Origin of the sequence: Aliiroseovarius sp. PTFE2010 (assembly GCF_049943335.1) — a bacterium.
In the GTDB taxonomy this organism is placed as follows: domain Bacteria; phylum Pseudomonadota; class Alphaproteobacteria; order Rhodobacterales; family Rhodobacteraceae; genus JBNFVY01.
Window position 1 is genome coordinate 20,850 of record NZ_JBNFVY010000004.1, and the last position, 14,623, is coordinate 35,472.

The following is a 14,623-nucleotide window of genomic DNA, read 5'->3' on the forward strand; positions in this document are numbered from 1 at the left end:
TCACCCAACGGGGGTGGCGTCAACTTCTGCCCCGGCTGCATTACTTCAACATCGGCCCCTCGTAATCCAGATAAGCCTTGTCGAAACCGGCGAATTCTACCAGCTTGTCCAGGTTGTCGAACGTCACGGTGCCATCGCGAAACGTCAGCAGCCCTTCTTCGCGCAATTGCCGCAGAACACGGTTGATGTGAATGGCGCTCAGGCCCAGTGCATCGGCCAGAAGATACTGGGACAACGGGCATTCGTAGCTGTTCCCCGTCGCCAGCCCGACCAGCTTGAGCCGAGCCCCGAGTTCCAGCAGCAGATGTGCGACACGTTCGGCAGCGTCGCGCCGCCCCAGACTGACAAGGCGCTCGACGACGATTGCCTCATCGGTCGACGCGGACCAGAGTACGGCCGTGGCAAGGCGCGGGCTCGTCTCAAAAGCACCCAGAAGATCCTTGATCTTTACTTCCGATGCTTCGACCTTCCTGATCGGCTCGATGCTGTGGTCGGACGTCCTGAACAGAACGCTGCGCAGTCCGATGAAATCACCCGGTATCTGAAAATCGACAATCTGGCGGCTACCGCTCCGCAACAGTTTGTAGGAGCATGCCCACCCTTTCGCTAGAATGTAGGCAGACGGGTCAGATTGTCCCTCGTAAACCATATCTTTCTTGTCAGAAATGCTCAGACGTTTCGCGTGGAAGGTTTCCAGAATTGCAAGCTCGGGATCGGACAATGCAACATAGGCACCGAGTTTGCGCACGAGGGGGCTGCTCTGAATGCTCATAAAACGATTGTCCTTTCCCACGCCAAAGAATCTGGCGGCGAACGCCCCAGTTGCGTCAATTTGGCCGAAAATGAATCGCGTGATACTGCCTGAGGTTAGCGCATCTTACATCGTTCCTGCGATGCTGTCATAGGGAACCGATGCTGTCGTAAACTCGCAACGGCACCGAGGTTACTCTTGAAAGGAATTTGTTGCATGTCGCAGCCGAACGACGTCGCGGGCACGGCCGCTCTCGCAATCTGCGAGTCGCTGCTGCTGGCTCTGAACGACCGGGGCGTGCTGCCGGAGCACGAGATCATGGGTGTTCTGACGGATGCGGCTAAAGCGCATCAAGACGTTCCGGAGGATGATGAGAAGACCGCACTTCATGCGGCTGTTTCGAAGTTGATCACCGGCATAATCAACGGCGGGAACTCGGTTCGTCGCCCATGACTTCTTCGATTGCCGGAACCCCGTCGGAATGCCGGATTCGTGAAGCATCTGCCTATCCCGGGCTTCCCAGTTTGCGGCGTTCGCCCAAAGATGAACACATCGGGGAGATTGATCGATGGCAAAGCTGACCAAGACGACACTCTTCACAACACCCGCCCCCCGAACGGAAACGCCGATGGACCGGACCACACGCGCCGTGACGGAAATCATCGACGCGCAGACGGAAAAGCGCGAGATCAAGACAGCGCGTCTTCGCAAGGCACGTCTGGAAAGGGAGGCCGATACGCCGGTCAAGGCGGTCGCGCCCAAATCCAAACGGGTATCTGCAAAGTCACCGGCCAAAGGCATCAAATAAGGTCTCCAGGTGGCTCAGGCGTAACACGGCCATTGTCTGCTGCACTTCTGACATTCCAAAGGAAAGGACTCGAATTGCATACCTCCGATTGGGCACGGATTCTGATCAGATATCGCGAACCGATCCTCTCCCGCAGCATTTTTGAGCTGACCGTGACCCTTGTCCCTTTCGTGGCGCTTTGGGCGCTGGCCTGGTGGTCGCTGACAATCAGCGCCTGGCTGGCGTTGGCCATTGCCTTCGGAAATGCCGCCTTCCTCGTCCGCCTTTTCATCATCCAGCACGATTGCGGCCATGGAGCGTTCTTTGCGAACCGTCGGCTAAGCGACTGGCTTGGTCGGTTCATAGGGGTCTTGACGCTGACGCCCTATGACGTCTGGCGGAAAACCCACTCGATCCACCACGCGACGACCGGCAATCTCGACGACAGAGGTGTCGGCGACATACCCACTTTGACAATCCGGGAATATCGGGAAAGGAAGTGGATAGGCAGGGCCGCGTATCGTCTGATCCGCAATCCGGTTTTCCTGTTCGGTGTCGTTCCGTTCTACATCTTCTTTCTGCGCCAGCGGCTTCCGTTTGATCTGATGCGATCAGGCTGGCGCTACTGGATCAGTGCCCTGGCAACCAACGTCGCCATTGGCGCCACACTCGGATCGATCGCTTGGCAGGGTGGTTGGGACGTCTTGCTGTTCGTGTTCCTGCCGACCATGTTCCTGGCCGCAAGTGTCGGTATGTGGCTGTTCTACGTCCAGCATCAGTTTGAAGACACCGTCTGGGATCACGAGGCGAGCTGGGACTTGCGCGATGCGGCCTTCAACGGAAGTTCACACTATGACCTGCCTGTCGTTCTGCGTTGGATCACTGCAAATATCGGCGTCCATCATGTGCATCACCTTGCCAGTCGCATTCCCTTCTACCGCCTGAGCGAGGTGATCCGGGATCACGATATCCTGGCACAGTCCCAGCGTCTTACGCTTTTGGACAGCTTCCGCTGTGCCCGACTTCACCTCTGGGATGAACAGAGTCGCACGCTGCTGTCGTTCTCGGACGCGCGGACAATTGCCGCGTGATACTTTGCGCAGGATAGTTGGAAAAAATGGTCTATGAGAGCCTGCGAAACCAGGACTGCATAAACCTTGGCAAGGTGCGACAAGCCTATCCAAGGCCAGAAAAGATAGGCTTCCGTTTTTCTCGCGGCTTGGGTCTCGACGAGGGACTTCCGTCTCTATTCCCCATCAGATTTGAGGTCAAATGTTCGATCCGTTCAGGCGTACCCGCGCAAAGGCGACAAGAAAGCTCCGCCGCGCAACCGTTTCAGCGGTGACCGATGTATGGGGCGCAATGCTTGCCCCTACGAAACCTGCGAAACGCAAGGGCACAAAGAAAGCAAAACCTGCCGCCAAGGCCACGAAACCGTCCGCCGTCACGCGGAAAGCCGCAGGCAAAAGGGGCTCAACCCGCGCCAACGCCAAATCGAGTGCTCCTGCTACATCCCGGTTAAAGAAAACTGTTCCACATGGTGCGGCGTTCCCAAGTGGGACGTATGAGAGCGCATTTGGCACCCGCTCCTACAAGCTCTACATACCTGCCGTCGCCAAATCGGCACCGGGGCCACTTCCACTGATCGTGATGCTGCACGGGTGCGGGCAATCTTCGGTGGATTTTGCTCGCGGCACCGGCATGAACACCCTGGCAGAGGAGTTCGGTTTCTTGGTCCTTTATCCGGCTCAGGCACGCGATGCCCATCACTATCGATGCTGGAATTGGTATAGGCAAGACGATCAGGCACGGGGCGCAGGAGAACCGGCCCTGATCGCAGGTTTGGCGCGCCATATCATTGCCGTCCAGAATGTCGATCCGGCCAAGGTCTATGTTGCGGGCCTGTCGGCGGGTGCGGCTGCGGCGCTGATTGTTGCAACGGCCTATCCCGACATTTTTGCAGCGGTTGGTATTCATTCCGGTCTGGCCGTAGGCGCGGCGCATGATTCAGCCTCTGCGCCAATGGCGATGCAGAGCGGCAACCCCGGCCGACGTCACGAGGTTCAGATGCCAACCATTATTTTTCACGGTGATTCAGACAAGGTCGTCAACCCACGCAACAGTCGCTTCATCGCCATCCGGGCGCTGGAGCCTTATGCCCATCTTGATCGGGCGGTGAAAACGGGTCGCGTAAGCGGTGGCCGTGAATTTACCCGCACGGTACATCGTGTAGGCAAGGGACGTCCCTGCACCGAGCAGTGGGTCGTTCATGGGGCCGGACACGCCTGGTCAGGTGGTCATGCGGCGGGGAGTTATACCGACCCCAAAGGCCCCGATGCCTCGCGGCAGATGGTCCGGTTCTTTCTGCGGCACCGCACCACCAAGAAGTGCCGTGCTACGCAACCCGTCTGAAACCGGTGCGTACAAAATCAAAGCCCGCAGGTCATCAAACCGAAAATTTTACTCCGCTGGGTTCGAGAGACCAGGATCATTCGCGATCAAATGACCAGCACCCCAGAGGGCCGGACAAACCTCCACGTCGACATGACTGTTGCGCAACCTGCGACAGACACCAACCGGTGAACCCCCTCCATGATAACACGGCTGACTTCGACGGAGAGAAGATCGGGCCAATCGAAAACGGCCCGGTCCTCGCGCATCAGCTGGTTCTTCAGTTCAATCTGATTGTTTCCCGATTGCGCCCGGAACAACAGCACAAACGCGCCCCGCCAGTCCGTGATTTCGACAAGCGTTCCGAAGGCGTCGAAGCACACCGTCTCGATCCCGTCAAAGACGGGCGGCAGATCAGTGACTGAGGCCGGGGTCACGGTCGATCTCCCTGTCGATTTCGCGCTCGTTCTCGACCCCTCGGTCCTTTTCCTGGTCGCGCTCGTCCTCAATCTCCAGCTTTTCACGCGGCTTGTTCAGCACGTCCTTCAGCCGCTCGTTCACGGACGGCTTGCGCTCCTCGCGCCCGGTCTCCTCGCCAAGCTCGGGATCACTGTGACCGTCCAGCTTGTGAACCGCCGCCTGGCCATCGCGGCCCGCATCTTTCTCCATGTTTTCTTTCAGACGCTCGCGCGCATAGTTGCGGCTTTCCGGCTTCGGCGTGTCGTCCCAGTCCTCTGATCGTCCGACAACCCGCGCCAGCCGCTCGCGCACATCCTCCGGCCCGGCCTGCGCGCCGCGCTCGGTGACCGCTACATATTCCCGGCCCTGTCGCTCGGCCATCGCCTTTGCCCGCCGTTCCATGGAGTTTGCCGCCGGTCCCAGCTTCAGCTCGGGGTCGCGATCCAGTTCCTCGGCAGAGAGTTGATCCTCCCGGTCCAGCGCCGCCTCGTGCTGTGCCTCAAGCCACCGGTGATCGACGCGCTCCACCTCCCCTGCCCGCTCCAGCGCCCGGTTCTGCAACTCGGCCCAGACACCACGTATTTACTCGATCTCGACACCACCCGTCTTGGCAGAATCGAGCACGCGGGTCTTGGCGGTGAAGCCCTCGGGTTCAACCGCATGACGTCGATGCCGCCTGAAGCCCATGTCAGAAAAGCACGAAAGCCCTCCTGGATTGCTCCCACTGAAGTCGTCCTCCAACTGGCGTAGCTTTGCCCCGCAGATTGGAGGACCAGGAGATGGCTAGCAAGCGAGAGAAGCCGGAAGACATCGTTATGAAGCTGCGACAGGTTGAAGTGCTGCAGGGTCAGGTCCTGAGCGTCGCGGAGGCAGTGCGCCAGGTATGCATGACGCAGCAGACGTACTATTGGTGGCGTCGGCAGTACGGCGGGATGAGCCGGGATCAGCTGAAGCGGTCGGCCGAACGCAGCGCGATACATTGCGAAATTCTGCGATCACAACATGAACATGTGCTGCACACGCCACTCGTTAATCGACTGAAAATACAGCAGAATCGCTTCCATCCATCATGGGTGCAACGGACAGGCGCGAGGCCGCTGAAATTTCCAGTTTATTTTTACCAGCCACTTGTAGCCGCCTTATATCCGTCTCGTTCATGCTCATCCTGTTCCAGATACGCCGAATTCGACGCTGGATCTGGCCCCATGTACCAGAAAGGACTCCTAGGTATCAAACACGCCGCACCATGGGCCCCGACACACGCGCAGCCGAAAGGACGGCAGCGGCGGTTAAGCGGCTCGCGGACGCGCGATGTGGACTAACATCAAGCCGAGATATTTGACAAACGGCGCGCCGCAACGGATTGAACACTAGGCTGTGCGAAAGGACTTATAATCCCACCGCAGCGAAAACGCCGACAAGGAAATTGGCGGCACGGCGGCGCGGGTTTTCAAAACCGACACGACCCTACCCAATGGCCGACCAGCCGTGCATGTCTGTCTCCTCGAACGGCGTCATCGAAGTCCTGCAAGCTCTGCCACGGCAACCAAAAGACTATCTGGACCCCGGGGCGCGGGCCCACGGTAATTTTTTCATCGCCCTGTAGATAGGCCGGAAAAACGGGCGGCCTGAGCAGAATCGCAAAACCGCGTCGTGCCATCGGTTTACCCCGATGACACATTTACAGGCGTCAACTCCCATATTATCTATAAATTATGAAACAGACCCCGCAAGAAACCCATTCCGCGCGCATCGCGCGCATTCTGGCTGACCGCATCATCTCGGGTGAAATTCCACCCGGCGCACGCCTGCGCCAGGACCACATCGCCGCCGCGTTTGGCACCAGTCACGTGCCCGTGCGCGAGGCGTTTCGCGAGCTTCAGATGCAGGGCCTTGCCGAGAGTGAACCGCGGCGCGGCTTTCGCGTGACCGAGTTCGACGTCGCCGAACTGCGTGAGGTGGCCGAAATGCGGGCAAGTCTTGAATCCCTCGCGCTGCGTCACGCCGCCCCGAACATCACACGCACTATTCTTGTGGAAGCAGAAGAGGTTACGCGCCATGGCGACAGCGCCAGCACCGTGCGCGACTGGGAGGCGGCAAACCGGAAATTCCACCGCATGATCCTGGCGCCTTGCCAGATGCCGCGGCTGCTGCGGACCATCGACGACCTGCAAGCGGCCAGCGCCCGGTTCCTCTTTGCCGCCTGGCGGCGCGATTGGGAGGCACGCACCGATCACGCGCACCGCGCCATCCTTGAGGCGCTGCGCAAAGGCCAGACAGACTTGGCCTGCGCCGCGCTGGCCCGCCATGTCGGCTGGATCGGCAAGCGCAAACCCGCGGTCAAAAATGCCGACTTAAGAGAGACTTACGAGATTTCCGGCTAATTATCTATAATCCTGATTGTCGCGGTCCGGCGTGTCCTTCTAATTTTGGATAGATTCGACGCCTATCTTTGGAGGACAGACACATGGCATTTCTCGACCCGTCCCTGACACGCCCCGCAGCGCTCTGGCGCGGTTTGGGGATCGCGCTCTGTGGCGCAGCACTGATCACGCTTGGCGCCAAGGTGCAAATTCCCTTCTGGCCGGTGCCGATGACACTGCACACGCTGGCGATTTTCTTCGTGGCAGCCGCCCTGGGCCCAAGGTTGGGCTTTGCAGCAATGTCGGCCTATCTTGCAGCCGGTGCGATGGGTCTACCGGTCTTTTCCAATTCGCCCGCGCGTGGCATCGGGCTGGCCTATCTTGCCGGGCCGACCGGTGGCTACCTTGCCGGTTATCTGGTGTCCACGCTTGTTGTCGGCTGGCTTTCCCGTAACCGGGGTTGGGTCGCACAGGCATTCGCGATGCTTGCCGGCCTTGGCGTTGTCTATGCTCTTGGCCTGCTCTGGCTGGCTGCCTTCGTCCCGGTTTCCGGACTGATCGCTGCCGGTCTGACCCCCTTTATCCTTGGCGATCTGGTCAAGATTGTTCTGGCCACTGGTCTTGTCACAGGACTGGCCCGTCTGAAAGGCCGCGCACAATGATCCGCACCGACTGGACCATGGACGAGGCACGGTCGATTCACGCCCTGCCCTTTCCCGACCTGCTGTATCGTGCGCAATCGCTGCACCGTGCGCACTTCGACCCTACCGCGATCGAGACCGCAAGCCTGCTCAGCATCAAGACCGGCGGCTGTCCCGAGGATTGCGGCTATTGCTCGCAATCGGCCCATCACGACACCGGGGTGAAGGCCGGGAAACTGATGGCGACCGACGACGTTCTTGCCGCCGCGCAGCGCGCCAAGTCGTCAGGGGCGCAGCGCTTTTGCATGGGCGCAGCCTGGCGCAGCCCAAAGGATCGCGACATGGACCAGCTCTGCGATATTGTGCGGGGTGTGTCAGATCTCGGGCTGGAAACCTGCATGACGCTGGGCATGCTGTCGCCTGCGCAAGTCGCCCGACTGAAAGCGGCGGGCCTGGATTTTTATAACCACAACATCGACACCTCACCCGACTATTACGCGCAAATCGCCAGCACGCGGACAATGGAAGACCGGCTGGACACCGTCGAGCAGGTGCGCAAAGGCGGCATCAAAGTCTGCTGTGGCGGCATCCTGGGGATGGGCGAAACAGAAGACGATCGCATCGCAATGTTGGTAACGCTGGCGACGCTACCTGCCCATCCCGACAGCGTACCCGTGAACCTGTGGAACGAGATCGAAGGCGTGCCCGTGCAGGAACGCGCGCGGGCCGTCGACCCGTTCGCGCTGGTGCGCATCGTGGCGCTGGCGCGAATCCTGATGCCGGCATCGGTGGTGCGCCTTTCGGCCGGGCGCACGGAAATGAGCGACGAGCTGCAGGCGCTGTGCTTTCTTGCGGGGGCAAATTCGATCTTTGTCGGCGACCAGTTGCTGACAACCGGAAATCCGGCGGCGTGGAAAGATCAAGACCTGCTGACACGGCTGGGGATGCATGTTGCCCCCGCTGAGGCGCGCGCGCAGGTCGCCGCCGAATAGGCCCGGCCCGTCTGTGGGCCCGAATCCTGCAGAAAAAGTGTGCCCCGTGTGCGAGCTTGTGCTTGAACACGGGGCACTGCCCGTTTCGTGATGAGCGGTCACGCCCAGTCCACCGGCGTGCCAAAAAGTCCGGGCTTGATGATCACGGCTGGCAAATTTGCAAAAACACCTTACATGCGATGGGCCGCTTTATTGTTGTAGCGCCACACCACAGCCCAAGACTCCATGACCGTATCCCCGCGCCACCAATTTTTGAACCTGCTGCAATCCATCCTGCTTTTCGCGGGCATGGCGATCATCGCCTGGGTAATTGTGTCTGCAATTGTCGGCAAAAGTCTGGCGATTGCCATCGTGATTGGATCCATGATGGGATTGCTGCTGTCGCCAGGAATCCCGAAACGCCTTCTGCTGAACGCCTACGACGCGCGCAGGCTTGGTCGGCGCGAATTTCCGGAAGGCGTGGCCATACTGGCCGAACTGACGCGCCGCGCCGGGCTGGCGCGTGTGCCGGAACTCTATTACATCCCAAGCCAGATCCCCAACGCCTTCGCTCTGGGGTCCCCGGATGAAAGCGCGGTTTGCATCAGCGACGGCCTTTTGCAGTTGATGAACCAGCGCGAACTGGCCGGGGTGCTAGCGCATGAGATTTCTCATATCGCCAACCGCGATCTTTGGATCATGGGACTTGCGGACGCCATGGCACGAGCAGTTTCCCTGGCGTCTTGGATTGGGCAGATCATCCTGATCCTGAATTTGCCTCTCATTCTGGCCGGCGCGGCCTATGTGCCCTGGCAGGTGCCGCTTGTTCTGATCTTTTCCCCCACGATCATGGCGCTTTTCCAGCGCGCGCTGTCGCGGACGCGGGAATATGATGCCGATCGGGGCGGAGCGGACCTGACAGGCGATCCAGATGGCCTTGCTTCGGCGCTTCTCAAGCTTGAACGCCGCGTTGGGCGGATGTGGGAAGAAATGTTCCTACCCGGCCGCCGCATCCCCGAACCTTCGCTCTTGCGCACACATCCGCCCACGCAAGAACGGGTGCGCCGACTCCGGGCGCTTTCAGGTCCCGAGCGGCCAATCAAACCGTCAACCCCCCTGACCGCCCCGCGCCCTACGCGCGTTTCCAAGCCGCGCTTTGGTCCCTGGGGCGTGTATCGTTGAACCACAGGATGCACGCCGCGATCCATGGCCGAAAAATACGCAAACCTTTGCAAGGCAACCACTATTGGCCCAATCAAAGCCGGCGCATTCATTACTGATGACAACATGGCTGCGGCCTTAATGGGACATTGGACTGGGCGCCATCGCCCAAGATGACCTTCGCGCGGCGCTGCCCCCGCACGCAATGCCCTGCGCGCGCAAAACTCGGCATCGGCGCAACGCCAATGCGATCGCAGGTGCCATGCCAAGGCAGTGTCAGCCGACGATCAGCTGTTTGATCTGAAGCGCCTCAAGCTCTAGCTGTTTCAAACGGTTGTGCACGACATCGCCAATTGTGAGAATCCCGATCAGCGATGGCCCATCCACCACCGGCATGTGCCGAAAGCGCCCTTCGGTCATGCGGCGCATGACCGTCACCAACGGTTCATCTGCCGTGCAGGTCTCAACCCGAGAGGTCATCACATCTTCCACCTTGTGCGGCAGGGTTTGCCCCGGCGTCTCTGCCAGTTTCCGGACAATATCGCGTTCGGACAAGATGCCCATCAGACCACCATTCGCGTCGGTCACCACCAAAGCCCCGATCCGGTGATCGCGCAACGATACGACCGCTTCGTGCAGGGTTTGCTGGGGGCGGATGGTTATGATGGTGGCATTCTTGTTGGCCAAAGCGTCCGATACCAAGGCCGTCGACGGGGATGTGTTGGTCGACATACTTTGGCTGGCGGAGCGGTCCTTGTCATCGTCCTTGCGAAGATGGGGGCGATAGGATTCGGGCATGCCGTTGCCTCCTTGCGTGTCTGTTGCACTGTGGTTACTTGACTAAAGCCTAGCACCACTCTGCCCGCCGACAACAAAAAAGAGATGCGCCACCTGTGACCGATCTGGTTCTGACCCCGCCCGTTGCGACCGCCCTGTTCGTCGTGGCCTGTCTGGCCGGATACCGCTATCGGCGGGTCTGGAAGGCCGAAGGCCCGCGTTGGCAATTGTGGGTATTTGGAATTTTGGCGGGAGTGATCCTGCTGGTCCTGGGATTCGTACCGATTGAAACGGCCAACTGAGGCAAGCGTCAGCCGGCGTTTTCGGCAGCTTCCAGAATCTTGCGGGCACGCGGACAGCCCAACCGCTCGCGCAGCGGGCTATCTGGATCGATCTCTTTCTTGCAGACAAGACACTGGTCTGCGTCCCCAATGGCGTTCAACCCGCCGCAACTTCCCTTGATCCGGCGCCCCGAAAAGATCACCCCAACGGCCATCCCAAAGATGACCAGGCAGAGCAGAACAAAGGAAAGCAGAACGGTTTGCATTTGGCGCGCCCCCGGCGGATCAGGCCTGTTTGGCCAGGAATTGTGAACTGGCAGCAGTGACAAAGCCCGCGGGCCCGTTGCGATCGATGAACGACACCGCAAGGCCCTGCGCCTCGGCGATCTCAAGCCCGCGCGTGCGGCCAAGGACCAACATGGCCGTCGCCCAAGCATCGGCCAGCATGGCGTTCTCGGACAGCACGGTGGCCGAAACAGTGTTGTGCAGAATCGGGCGGCCAGTCGTCGGATCAATGATATGCGAGAACCGCTTGCCGTCCACTTCAAAGAAATTCCGATAGTCGCCCGAGGTCGCCATACCTTGGCCAGAAACATCGATGACACTGTGCACGTCGCGCGCGCCGGCGACCGGGCTTTCAATCCCGATCTGCCACGGCGTGCCGTTGGCATTGCGCCCGGATGTATAGAGATCGCCGCCAATCTCGACCATAAAATCACTCAGGCCGAACCCGCGCAGCACGCCAGCCACCCGGTCGACGCCATGTCCTTTGCCGATGGCGGCCAGATAAATGCCCGCACCCGCGTCGCGCTTGCGCAGGCTGCTTGCGCCAACCGACAGTACCTGCGACTGGCCGGTGCGGCCCATGACGTCAGCGATTTGGGCATCCGTCGGAACATGCGGCGCTGAATTGCCTGCGCCAAACCCCCACAGTTCGATCAGCGGGCCGACCGTCACGTCAAAGCGCCCTTCACTGGCCAGATGGACCGCATCGGCCGCATTCAAAACCTCGGCCAGATGGGGGGACAGGGCGACATCGTCATCGGCTGCTGCCGCGTTGAGACGCGACAATTCCGACGTCGCATCCCAGTTCGACATCTCGCGATTGACCTGGGCCAAAGCATCGGTGATCGCCGCCGACACTTGGGATTGGTTCAGCGACTTGTCCGGCGCAATGGCCACCACGTTATACTGTGTGCCCATCGTCGCACCCGAGAATTGCAACACATCGCCATCGGGCTTGCAGGCGGCCAGAGCGGCCGTCGTCATGATGAGAAAAGAACGCCGGGAGAGGGTCGAAATGCCGGACACTGCGCAAAACTCCGTTGATTGGGGCCGCCAAAGAGGCACAGGCGCTGCATACAATCCCCCGACAATGGCCGCAACCGCGTCTCAGTCACAAAATATGTGAAAAAATCGCTCGCACCCGGTTTTGTTTGCCGCCGCAGCATTGCATAACGTGAAAAAATCCACGGATGGCGAGTCACGTGCATAGCTTCTCATTAAAAAAAGGTCTGGACCTGCCGATCGCTGGCGCCGCTGATCCCAGCCGCCCTGTCGACAACGTTGACGTTCGGACCGTCGGCATTCTTGGGGACGACTATATCGGCCTCAAGCCACGCCTGGCAGTTCAAGAAGGCGATACCGTCGCCGCGGGCGCCCCGGTTCTAGCCCACAAGGACAATCCAGACGCGGTGATCACCGCCCCTGTTTCCGGCCGGATCAAGGCCATCAATCGCGGCGCGCGGCGCAAGCTGATCAGTGTTGAAATCACCGTAGACGAAAACGCCGCTGCGCCTGTCGATTTTTCTTCCACCGGCGATGCGACCACGCCCGAAGGGCTGACGACCCGCCTGTGCGCTGCGGGCCTGTGGACGTCGTTCCGTACGCGCCCTTATTCCAAAGTGCCCGATCCCGCGTCGCGCCCTGCGGCGATCTTTGTCACCGCGATGGATACCGAGCCGTTGGCGCCCGACCCCGCCCCGATCATCGCCGAGGCAGCCGCAGCATTTGTCGAAGGCCTGAAAGCGGCGACGCTTTTGTCCGAAGGCGCGACCTACCTGTGCCATGCAGGGGGCGTCACCTTGCCCGGCTCTGATTTGCCCGGCGTGACACCCGCGGCCTTCAGCGGGCCACATCCGGCCGGTCTGGCCGGAACGCACATTCACTTTCTTGAGCCTCCCACGGCCGACAAAACGGTGTGGACCATCGGGTATCAGGACGTGATCGCCATCGGACGTTTGCTGTTGACCGGCAAGCTGGACAGCACCCGCGTCATTGCCATCAGCGGACCGCTGGCGTCCCCGCCGCGGATCGTGCGCACGCAGGCCGGCGCGTCGATGACCGATCTTTGCACTACCGACAACCCGGACCACTTGCCCATGCGGATGGTGTCGGGTTCGGTTTTGAGCGGACGAGCGGGCGAAGGCCCAAGCGCCTATCTGGGCCGTTACGCGCGCCAGATCACGCTTATGGAAGAGGATCACAAGCAGATCCCGATGGGGTGGATCAGGCCGATGCCGTCGAAATATGCGGTTCAGCCGGTACTGGGATCAGCCCTGTCCACCAAGTTGCACAAATTGACGACGAACCTGAACGGCGGACGCCGTGCCATGGTGCCAATCGGCACGTTCGAGACCCTGATGCCACAGGATTACCTGCCGACTCAGTTGCTGCGGTCCCTGCTGGTCATGGACACCGATCAGGCGCAAGCGCTTGGCGTGCTGGAACTGGATGAAGAAGACCTTGGGCTGGTCGGTTTCGCCTGCCCGGCCAAATATGAATACGGCATGGCCTTGCGCGATTGCCTGACCAAGATCGAAAGAGAGGGCTGAGCCATGGGATTGCGCAGCTTCTTTGACAGAATCGAACCCAGTTTCGTCAAGGGTGGCAAATTCGAACGCTACTTCCCCATCTACGAGATGGTCGAAAGCTTTCTGTTCACCCCCAAGGCCGTGACGACCGCCGCGCCGCACGCCCGGTCTTACATTGATATGAAACGCATCATGACCTATGTCGTGATTGCCACGATCCCGTGCATCCTGTTCGGGCTGTACAATACCGGGCTTCAGACCAACCTTGCCATCGCCGAGCACGGCGCAGCCGGCTGGCGCGCTGCGATCATCGAAGGGCTCGGCATCGGGTTCAACGCGGCCAACCCCTTGGCCAACATGGCGCACGGGCTGCTATATTTCCTGCCGATCTACATCGTGACGCTGGCAGTAGGCGGCGCGTGGGAGGTTCTGTTCGCCACGATCCGACGCCACGAGGTGAACGAAGGTTTCCTTGTAACATCAATGCTCTACACCCTGATCTTGCCAGCATCCACACCGCTGTGGCAGGTCGCGTTGGGCATTTCATTCGGTGTTGTGATCGGCAAAGAGGTGTTTGGCGGCACTGGCAAGAACTTCCTCAACCCCGCGCTGGTGGGCCGTGCCTTCCTCTATTTCGCCTACCCTGCGTACATGTCGGGCGACACGATATGGACCCCGGTCGACGGGTTTTCCGGTGCGACGGCACTGTCCGTCACGGCGGCCGAAGGCGTTGCCGCCCTTCCCGCCTATGGCATTACCTGGATGGACGCGTTCATCGGCACCATCCAGGGCAGTTTCGGGGAAACATCCACGATCGCCTGCCTGATCGGGTTGGCCTTTCTGCTGGCCACGCGGATCGCGAATTATCGCATGATCGTCGGCTGTCTGGGCGGGATGATCGCCTTTACGTTGTTGCTGAACACAATCGGCTCGGACACCAACCCCGCCTTCGCCACGCCGTGGTACTGGCATCTGGTGATTGGGGGCTACGCGTTCGGGCTGGTCTTTATGGTGACCGAACCCGTGTCGGGCGCCCACACAAACCTTGGCCGCTACATCTATGGGGCGCTGATCGGGTTCATGGTGGTGATGATCCGGGTGATCAACCCGGCTTTCCCCGAAGGCATGATGTTGGCGATCCTGTTCGGCAACGTCTTTGCCCCGCTCATCGACTATTTCGTTGTGCAGGCAAATATCCGCAGGAGGGCCCGCCGCAATGCCTGACGAG

The 14,623-nt window shown here is 60.2% G+C and carries 18 protein-coding genes and 1 pseudogene; 12 read left to right on the plus strand and 7 right to left on the minus strand.

Annotation, left to right across the window (positions count from 1 at the left end):
• Positions 1-40: 40 nt before the first annotated feature.
• Positions 41-772, minus strand: coding sequence for a Crp/Fnr family transcriptional regulator (locus ACP2AV_RS08140; RefSeq protein ID WP_426372194.1), 732 nt, complete (start codon positions 770-772; stop codon positions 41-43).
• Between the two features lie 195 nt (positions 773-967).
• Between ACP2AV_RS08140 and ACP2AV_RS08145 the strand changes: the two genes are divergently transcribed.
• The 4 genes from ACP2AV_RS08145 (at position 968) to ACP2AV_RS08160 (ending at position 3,950) form a co-directional block, all read left to right on the plus strand.
• Positions 968-1,204, plus strand: coding sequence for a hypothetical protein (locus tag ACP2AV_RS08145; protein ID WP_426372195.1), 237 nt, complete (start codon positions 968-970; stop codon positions 1,202-1,204).
• 115 nt (positions 1,205-1,319) lie between these two features.
• Positions 1,320-1,559 carry a hypothetical protein gene (locus tag ACP2AV_RS08150; RefSeq protein WP_426372196.1) on the plus strand — a complete coding sequence of 80 codons (240 nt, stop codon included), beginning with the start codon at positions 1,320-1,322 and terminating at the stop codon, positions 1,557-1,559.
• A gap of 32 nt (positions 1,560-1,591) precedes the next feature.
• Complete coding sequence (locus ACP2AV_RS08155) at positions 1,592-2,629, plus strand: fatty acid desaturase (RefSeq protein ID WP_426372197.1); 1,038 nt, start codon at positions 1,592-1,594, stop codon at positions 2,627-2,629.
• Between the two features lie 181 nt (positions 2,630-2,810).
• Positions 2,811-3,950 carry an extracellular catalytic domain type 1 short-chain-length polyhydroxyalkanoate depolymerase gene (locus ACP2AV_RS08160; protein WP_426372198.1) on the plus strand — a complete coding sequence of 380 codons (1,140 nt, stop codon included), beginning with the start codon at positions 2,811-2,813 and terminating at the stop codon, positions 3,948-3,950.
• 86 nt (positions 3,951-4,036) lie between these two features.
• Here ACP2AV_RS08160 and ACP2AV_RS08165 read toward each other — a convergent pair whose 3' ends face one another.
• Positions 4,037-4,366 (minus strand): hypothetical protein, encoded by a 330-nt coding sequence (locus tag ACP2AV_RS08165; RefSeq protein ID WP_299793814.1) that lies wholly within the window; start codon positions 4,364-4,366, stop codon positions 4,037-4,039.
• The gene (locus ACP2AV_RS08170) at positions 4,344-4,916 is read right to left on the minus strand and encodes a hypothetical protein (RefSeq protein ID WP_426372199.1); all 573 of its coding nucleotides are present in this window, start codon (positions 4,914-4,916) and stop codon (positions 4,344-4,346) included. The genes ACP2AV_RS08165 and ACP2AV_RS08170 overlap by 23 nt, the downstream gene beginning before the upstream one ends.
• 251 nt (positions 4,917-5,167) lie before the next feature.
• On the opposite strand from ACP2AV_RS08170, the pseudogene ACP2AV_RS08175 reads away from it, so the two are divergent.
• Positions 5,168-5,341, plus strand: a pseudogene (locus tag ACP2AV_RS08175) (IS3 family transposase); the annotation flags it as partial.
• 76 nt (positions 5,342-5,417) lie between these two features.
• On the opposite strand, the gene ACP2AV_RS08180 reads toward ACP2AV_RS08175, so the two are convergent.
• Positions 5,418-5,546 carry a hypothetical protein gene (locus ACP2AV_RS08180; protein ID WP_426372487.1) on the minus strand — a complete coding sequence of 43 codons (129 nt, stop codon included), beginning with the start codon at positions 5,544-5,546 and terminating at the stop codon, positions 5,418-5,420.
• Positions 5,547-6,103: 557 nt separating this feature from the next.
• Between ACP2AV_RS08180 and ACP2AV_RS08185 the strand changes: the two genes are divergently transcribed.
• From ACP2AV_RS08185 to ACP2AV_RS08200, 4 genes are all read left to right on the plus strand, one after another.
• Positions 6,104-6,772 carry a GntR family transcriptional regulator gene (locus tag ACP2AV_RS08185; protein WP_426372200.1) on the plus strand — a complete coding sequence of 223 codons (669 nt, stop codon included), beginning with the start codon at positions 6,104-6,106 and terminating at the stop codon, positions 6,770-6,772.
• 83 nt (positions 6,773-6,855) lie between these two features.
• On the plus strand, positions 6,856-7,413 hold the full coding sequence (locus tag ACP2AV_RS08190) for a biotin transporter BioY (protein ID WP_426372201.1): 558 nt from the start codon (positions 6,856-6,858) through the stop codon (positions 7,411-7,413).
• Positions 7,410-8,384: a biotin synthase BioB gene (bioB, locus tag ACP2AV_RS08195; protein WP_426372202.1), complete on the plus strand. Its 975-nt coding sequence runs from the start codon at positions 7,410-7,412 to the stop codon at positions 8,382-8,384. Before ACP2AV_RS08190 ends, bioB begins: the two co-directional genes overlap by 4 nt.
• A gap of 225 nt (positions 8,385-8,609) precedes the next feature.
• The gene (locus tag ACP2AV_RS08200) at positions 8,610-9,545 is read left to right on the plus strand and encodes a zinc metalloprotease HtpX (RefSeq protein ID WP_426372203.1); all 936 of its coding nucleotides are present in this window, start codon (positions 8,610-8,612) and stop codon (positions 9,543-9,545) included.
• A gap of 255 nt (positions 9,546-9,800) precedes the next feature.
• Here the strand turns inward: ACP2AV_RS08200 and ACP2AV_RS08205 are convergent, their stop codons facing one another.
• Positions 9,801-10,322, minus strand: coding sequence for a CBS domain-containing protein (locus tag ACP2AV_RS08205; protein ID WP_426372204.1), 522 nt, complete (start codon positions 10,320-10,322; stop codon positions 9,801-9,803).
• 95 nt (positions 10,323-10,417) lie between these two features.
• Here ACP2AV_RS08205 and ACP2AV_RS08210 point away from each other — a divergent pair, with 95 nt between their 5' ends.
• Entirely contained in the window at positions 10,418-10,603 is a 186-nt protein-coding gene (locus tag ACP2AV_RS08210; RefSeq protein ID WP_426372205.1) for a hypothetical protein, read from the plus strand.
• Between the two features lie 8 nt (positions 10,604-10,611).
• Here the strand turns inward: ACP2AV_RS08210 and nqrM are convergent, their stop codons facing one another.
• Together nqrM and ACP2AV_RS08220 are read right to left on the minus strand one after the other, a co-directional pair.
• A complete protein-coding gene (nqrM, locus tag ACP2AV_RS08215; protein WP_426372206.1) occupies positions 10,612-10,848 on the minus strand; it encodes a (Na+)-NQR maturation NqrM in 237 nt (78 codons plus the stop codon).
• Between the two features lie 19 nt (positions 10,849-10,867).
• On the minus strand, positions 10,868-11,851 hold the full coding sequence (locus ACP2AV_RS08220; RefSeq protein ID WP_426372207.1) for an FAD:protein FMN transferase: 984 nt from the start codon (positions 11,849-11,851) through the stop codon (positions 10,868-10,870).
• Positions 11,852-12,057: 206 nt separating this feature from the next.
• On the opposite strand from ACP2AV_RS08220, the gene ACP2AV_RS08225 reads away from it, so the two are divergent.
• The gene (locus ACP2AV_RS08225) at positions 12,058-13,416 is read left to right on the plus strand and encodes a Na(+)-translocating NADH-quinone reductase subunit A (protein ID WP_426372208.1); all 1,359 of its coding nucleotides are present in this window, start codon (positions 12,058-12,060) and stop codon (positions 13,414-13,416) included.
• Between the two features lie 3 nt (positions 13,417-13,419).
• Entirely contained in the window at positions 13,420-14,619 is a 1,200-nt protein-coding gene (locus ACP2AV_RS08230) for an NADH:ubiquinone reductase (Na(+)-transporting) subunit B (protein WP_426372209.1), read from the plus strand.
• The last annotated feature ends 4 nt before the right edge of the window (positions 14,620-14,623 follow it).

Excerpts from the sequence above, each read along its gene's own strand:
- bioB (WP_426372202.1), top strand. The coding sequence starts at position 7,410 with ATGATCCGCACCGACTGGACCATGGACGAGGCACGGTCGATTCACGCC.
- ACP2AV_RS08140 (WP_426372194.1), bottom strand. The coding sequence starts at position 772 with ATGAGCATTCAGAGCAGCCCCCTCGTGCGCAAACTCGGTGCCTATGTT.
- ACP2AV_RS08190 (WP_426372201.1), top strand. The coding sequence starts at position 6,856 with ATGGCATTTCTCGACCCGTCCCTGACACGCCCCGCAGCGCTCTGGCGC.
- ACP2AV_RS08200 (WP_426372203.1), top strand. The coding sequence starts at position 8,610 with ATGACCGTATCCCCGCGCCACCAATTTTTGAACCTGCTGCAATCCATC.
- ACP2AV_RS08160 (WP_426372198.1), top strand. The coding sequence starts at position 2,811 with ATGTTCGATCCGTTCAGGCGTACCCGCGCAAAGGCGACAAGAAAGCTC.
- ACP2AV_RS08180 (WP_426372487.1), bottom strand. The coding sequence starts at position 5,546 with ATGAACGAGACGGATATAAGGCGGCTACAAGTGGCTGGTAAAAATAAA.
- ACP2AV_RS08150 (WP_426372196.1), top strand. The coding sequence starts at position 1,320 with ATGGCAAAGCTGACCAAGACGACACTCTTCACAACACCCGCCCCCCGA.
- ACP2AV_RS08230 (WP_426372209.1), top strand. The coding sequence starts at position 13,420 with ATGGGATTGCGCAGCTTCTTTGACAGAATCGAACCCAGTTTCGTCAAG.
- nqrM (WP_426372206.1), bottom strand. The coding sequence starts at position 10,848 with ATGCAAACCGTTCTGCTTTCCTTTGTTCTGCTCTGCCTGGTCATCTTT.
- ACP2AV_RS08220 (WP_426372207.1), bottom strand. The coding sequence starts at position 11,851 with ATGACGACGGCCGCTCTGGCCGCCTGCAAGCCCGATGGCGATGTGTTG.
- ACP2AV_RS08225 (WP_426372208.1), top strand. The coding sequence starts at position 12,058 with ATGGCGAGTCACGTGCATAGCTTCTCATTAAAAAAAGGTCTGGACCTG.
- ACP2AV_RS08185 (WP_426372200.1), top strand. The coding sequence starts at position 6,104 with ATGAAACAGACCCCGCAAGAAACCCATTCCGCGCGCATCGCGCGCATT.
- ACP2AV_RS08145 (WP_426372195.1), top strand. The coding sequence starts at position 968 with ATGTCGCAGCCGAACGACGTCGCGGGCACGGCCGCTCTCGCAATCTGC.
- ACP2AV_RS08205 (WP_426372204.1), bottom strand. The coding sequence starts at position 10,322 with ATGCCCGAATCCTATCGCCCCCATCTTCGCAAGGACGATGACAAGGAC.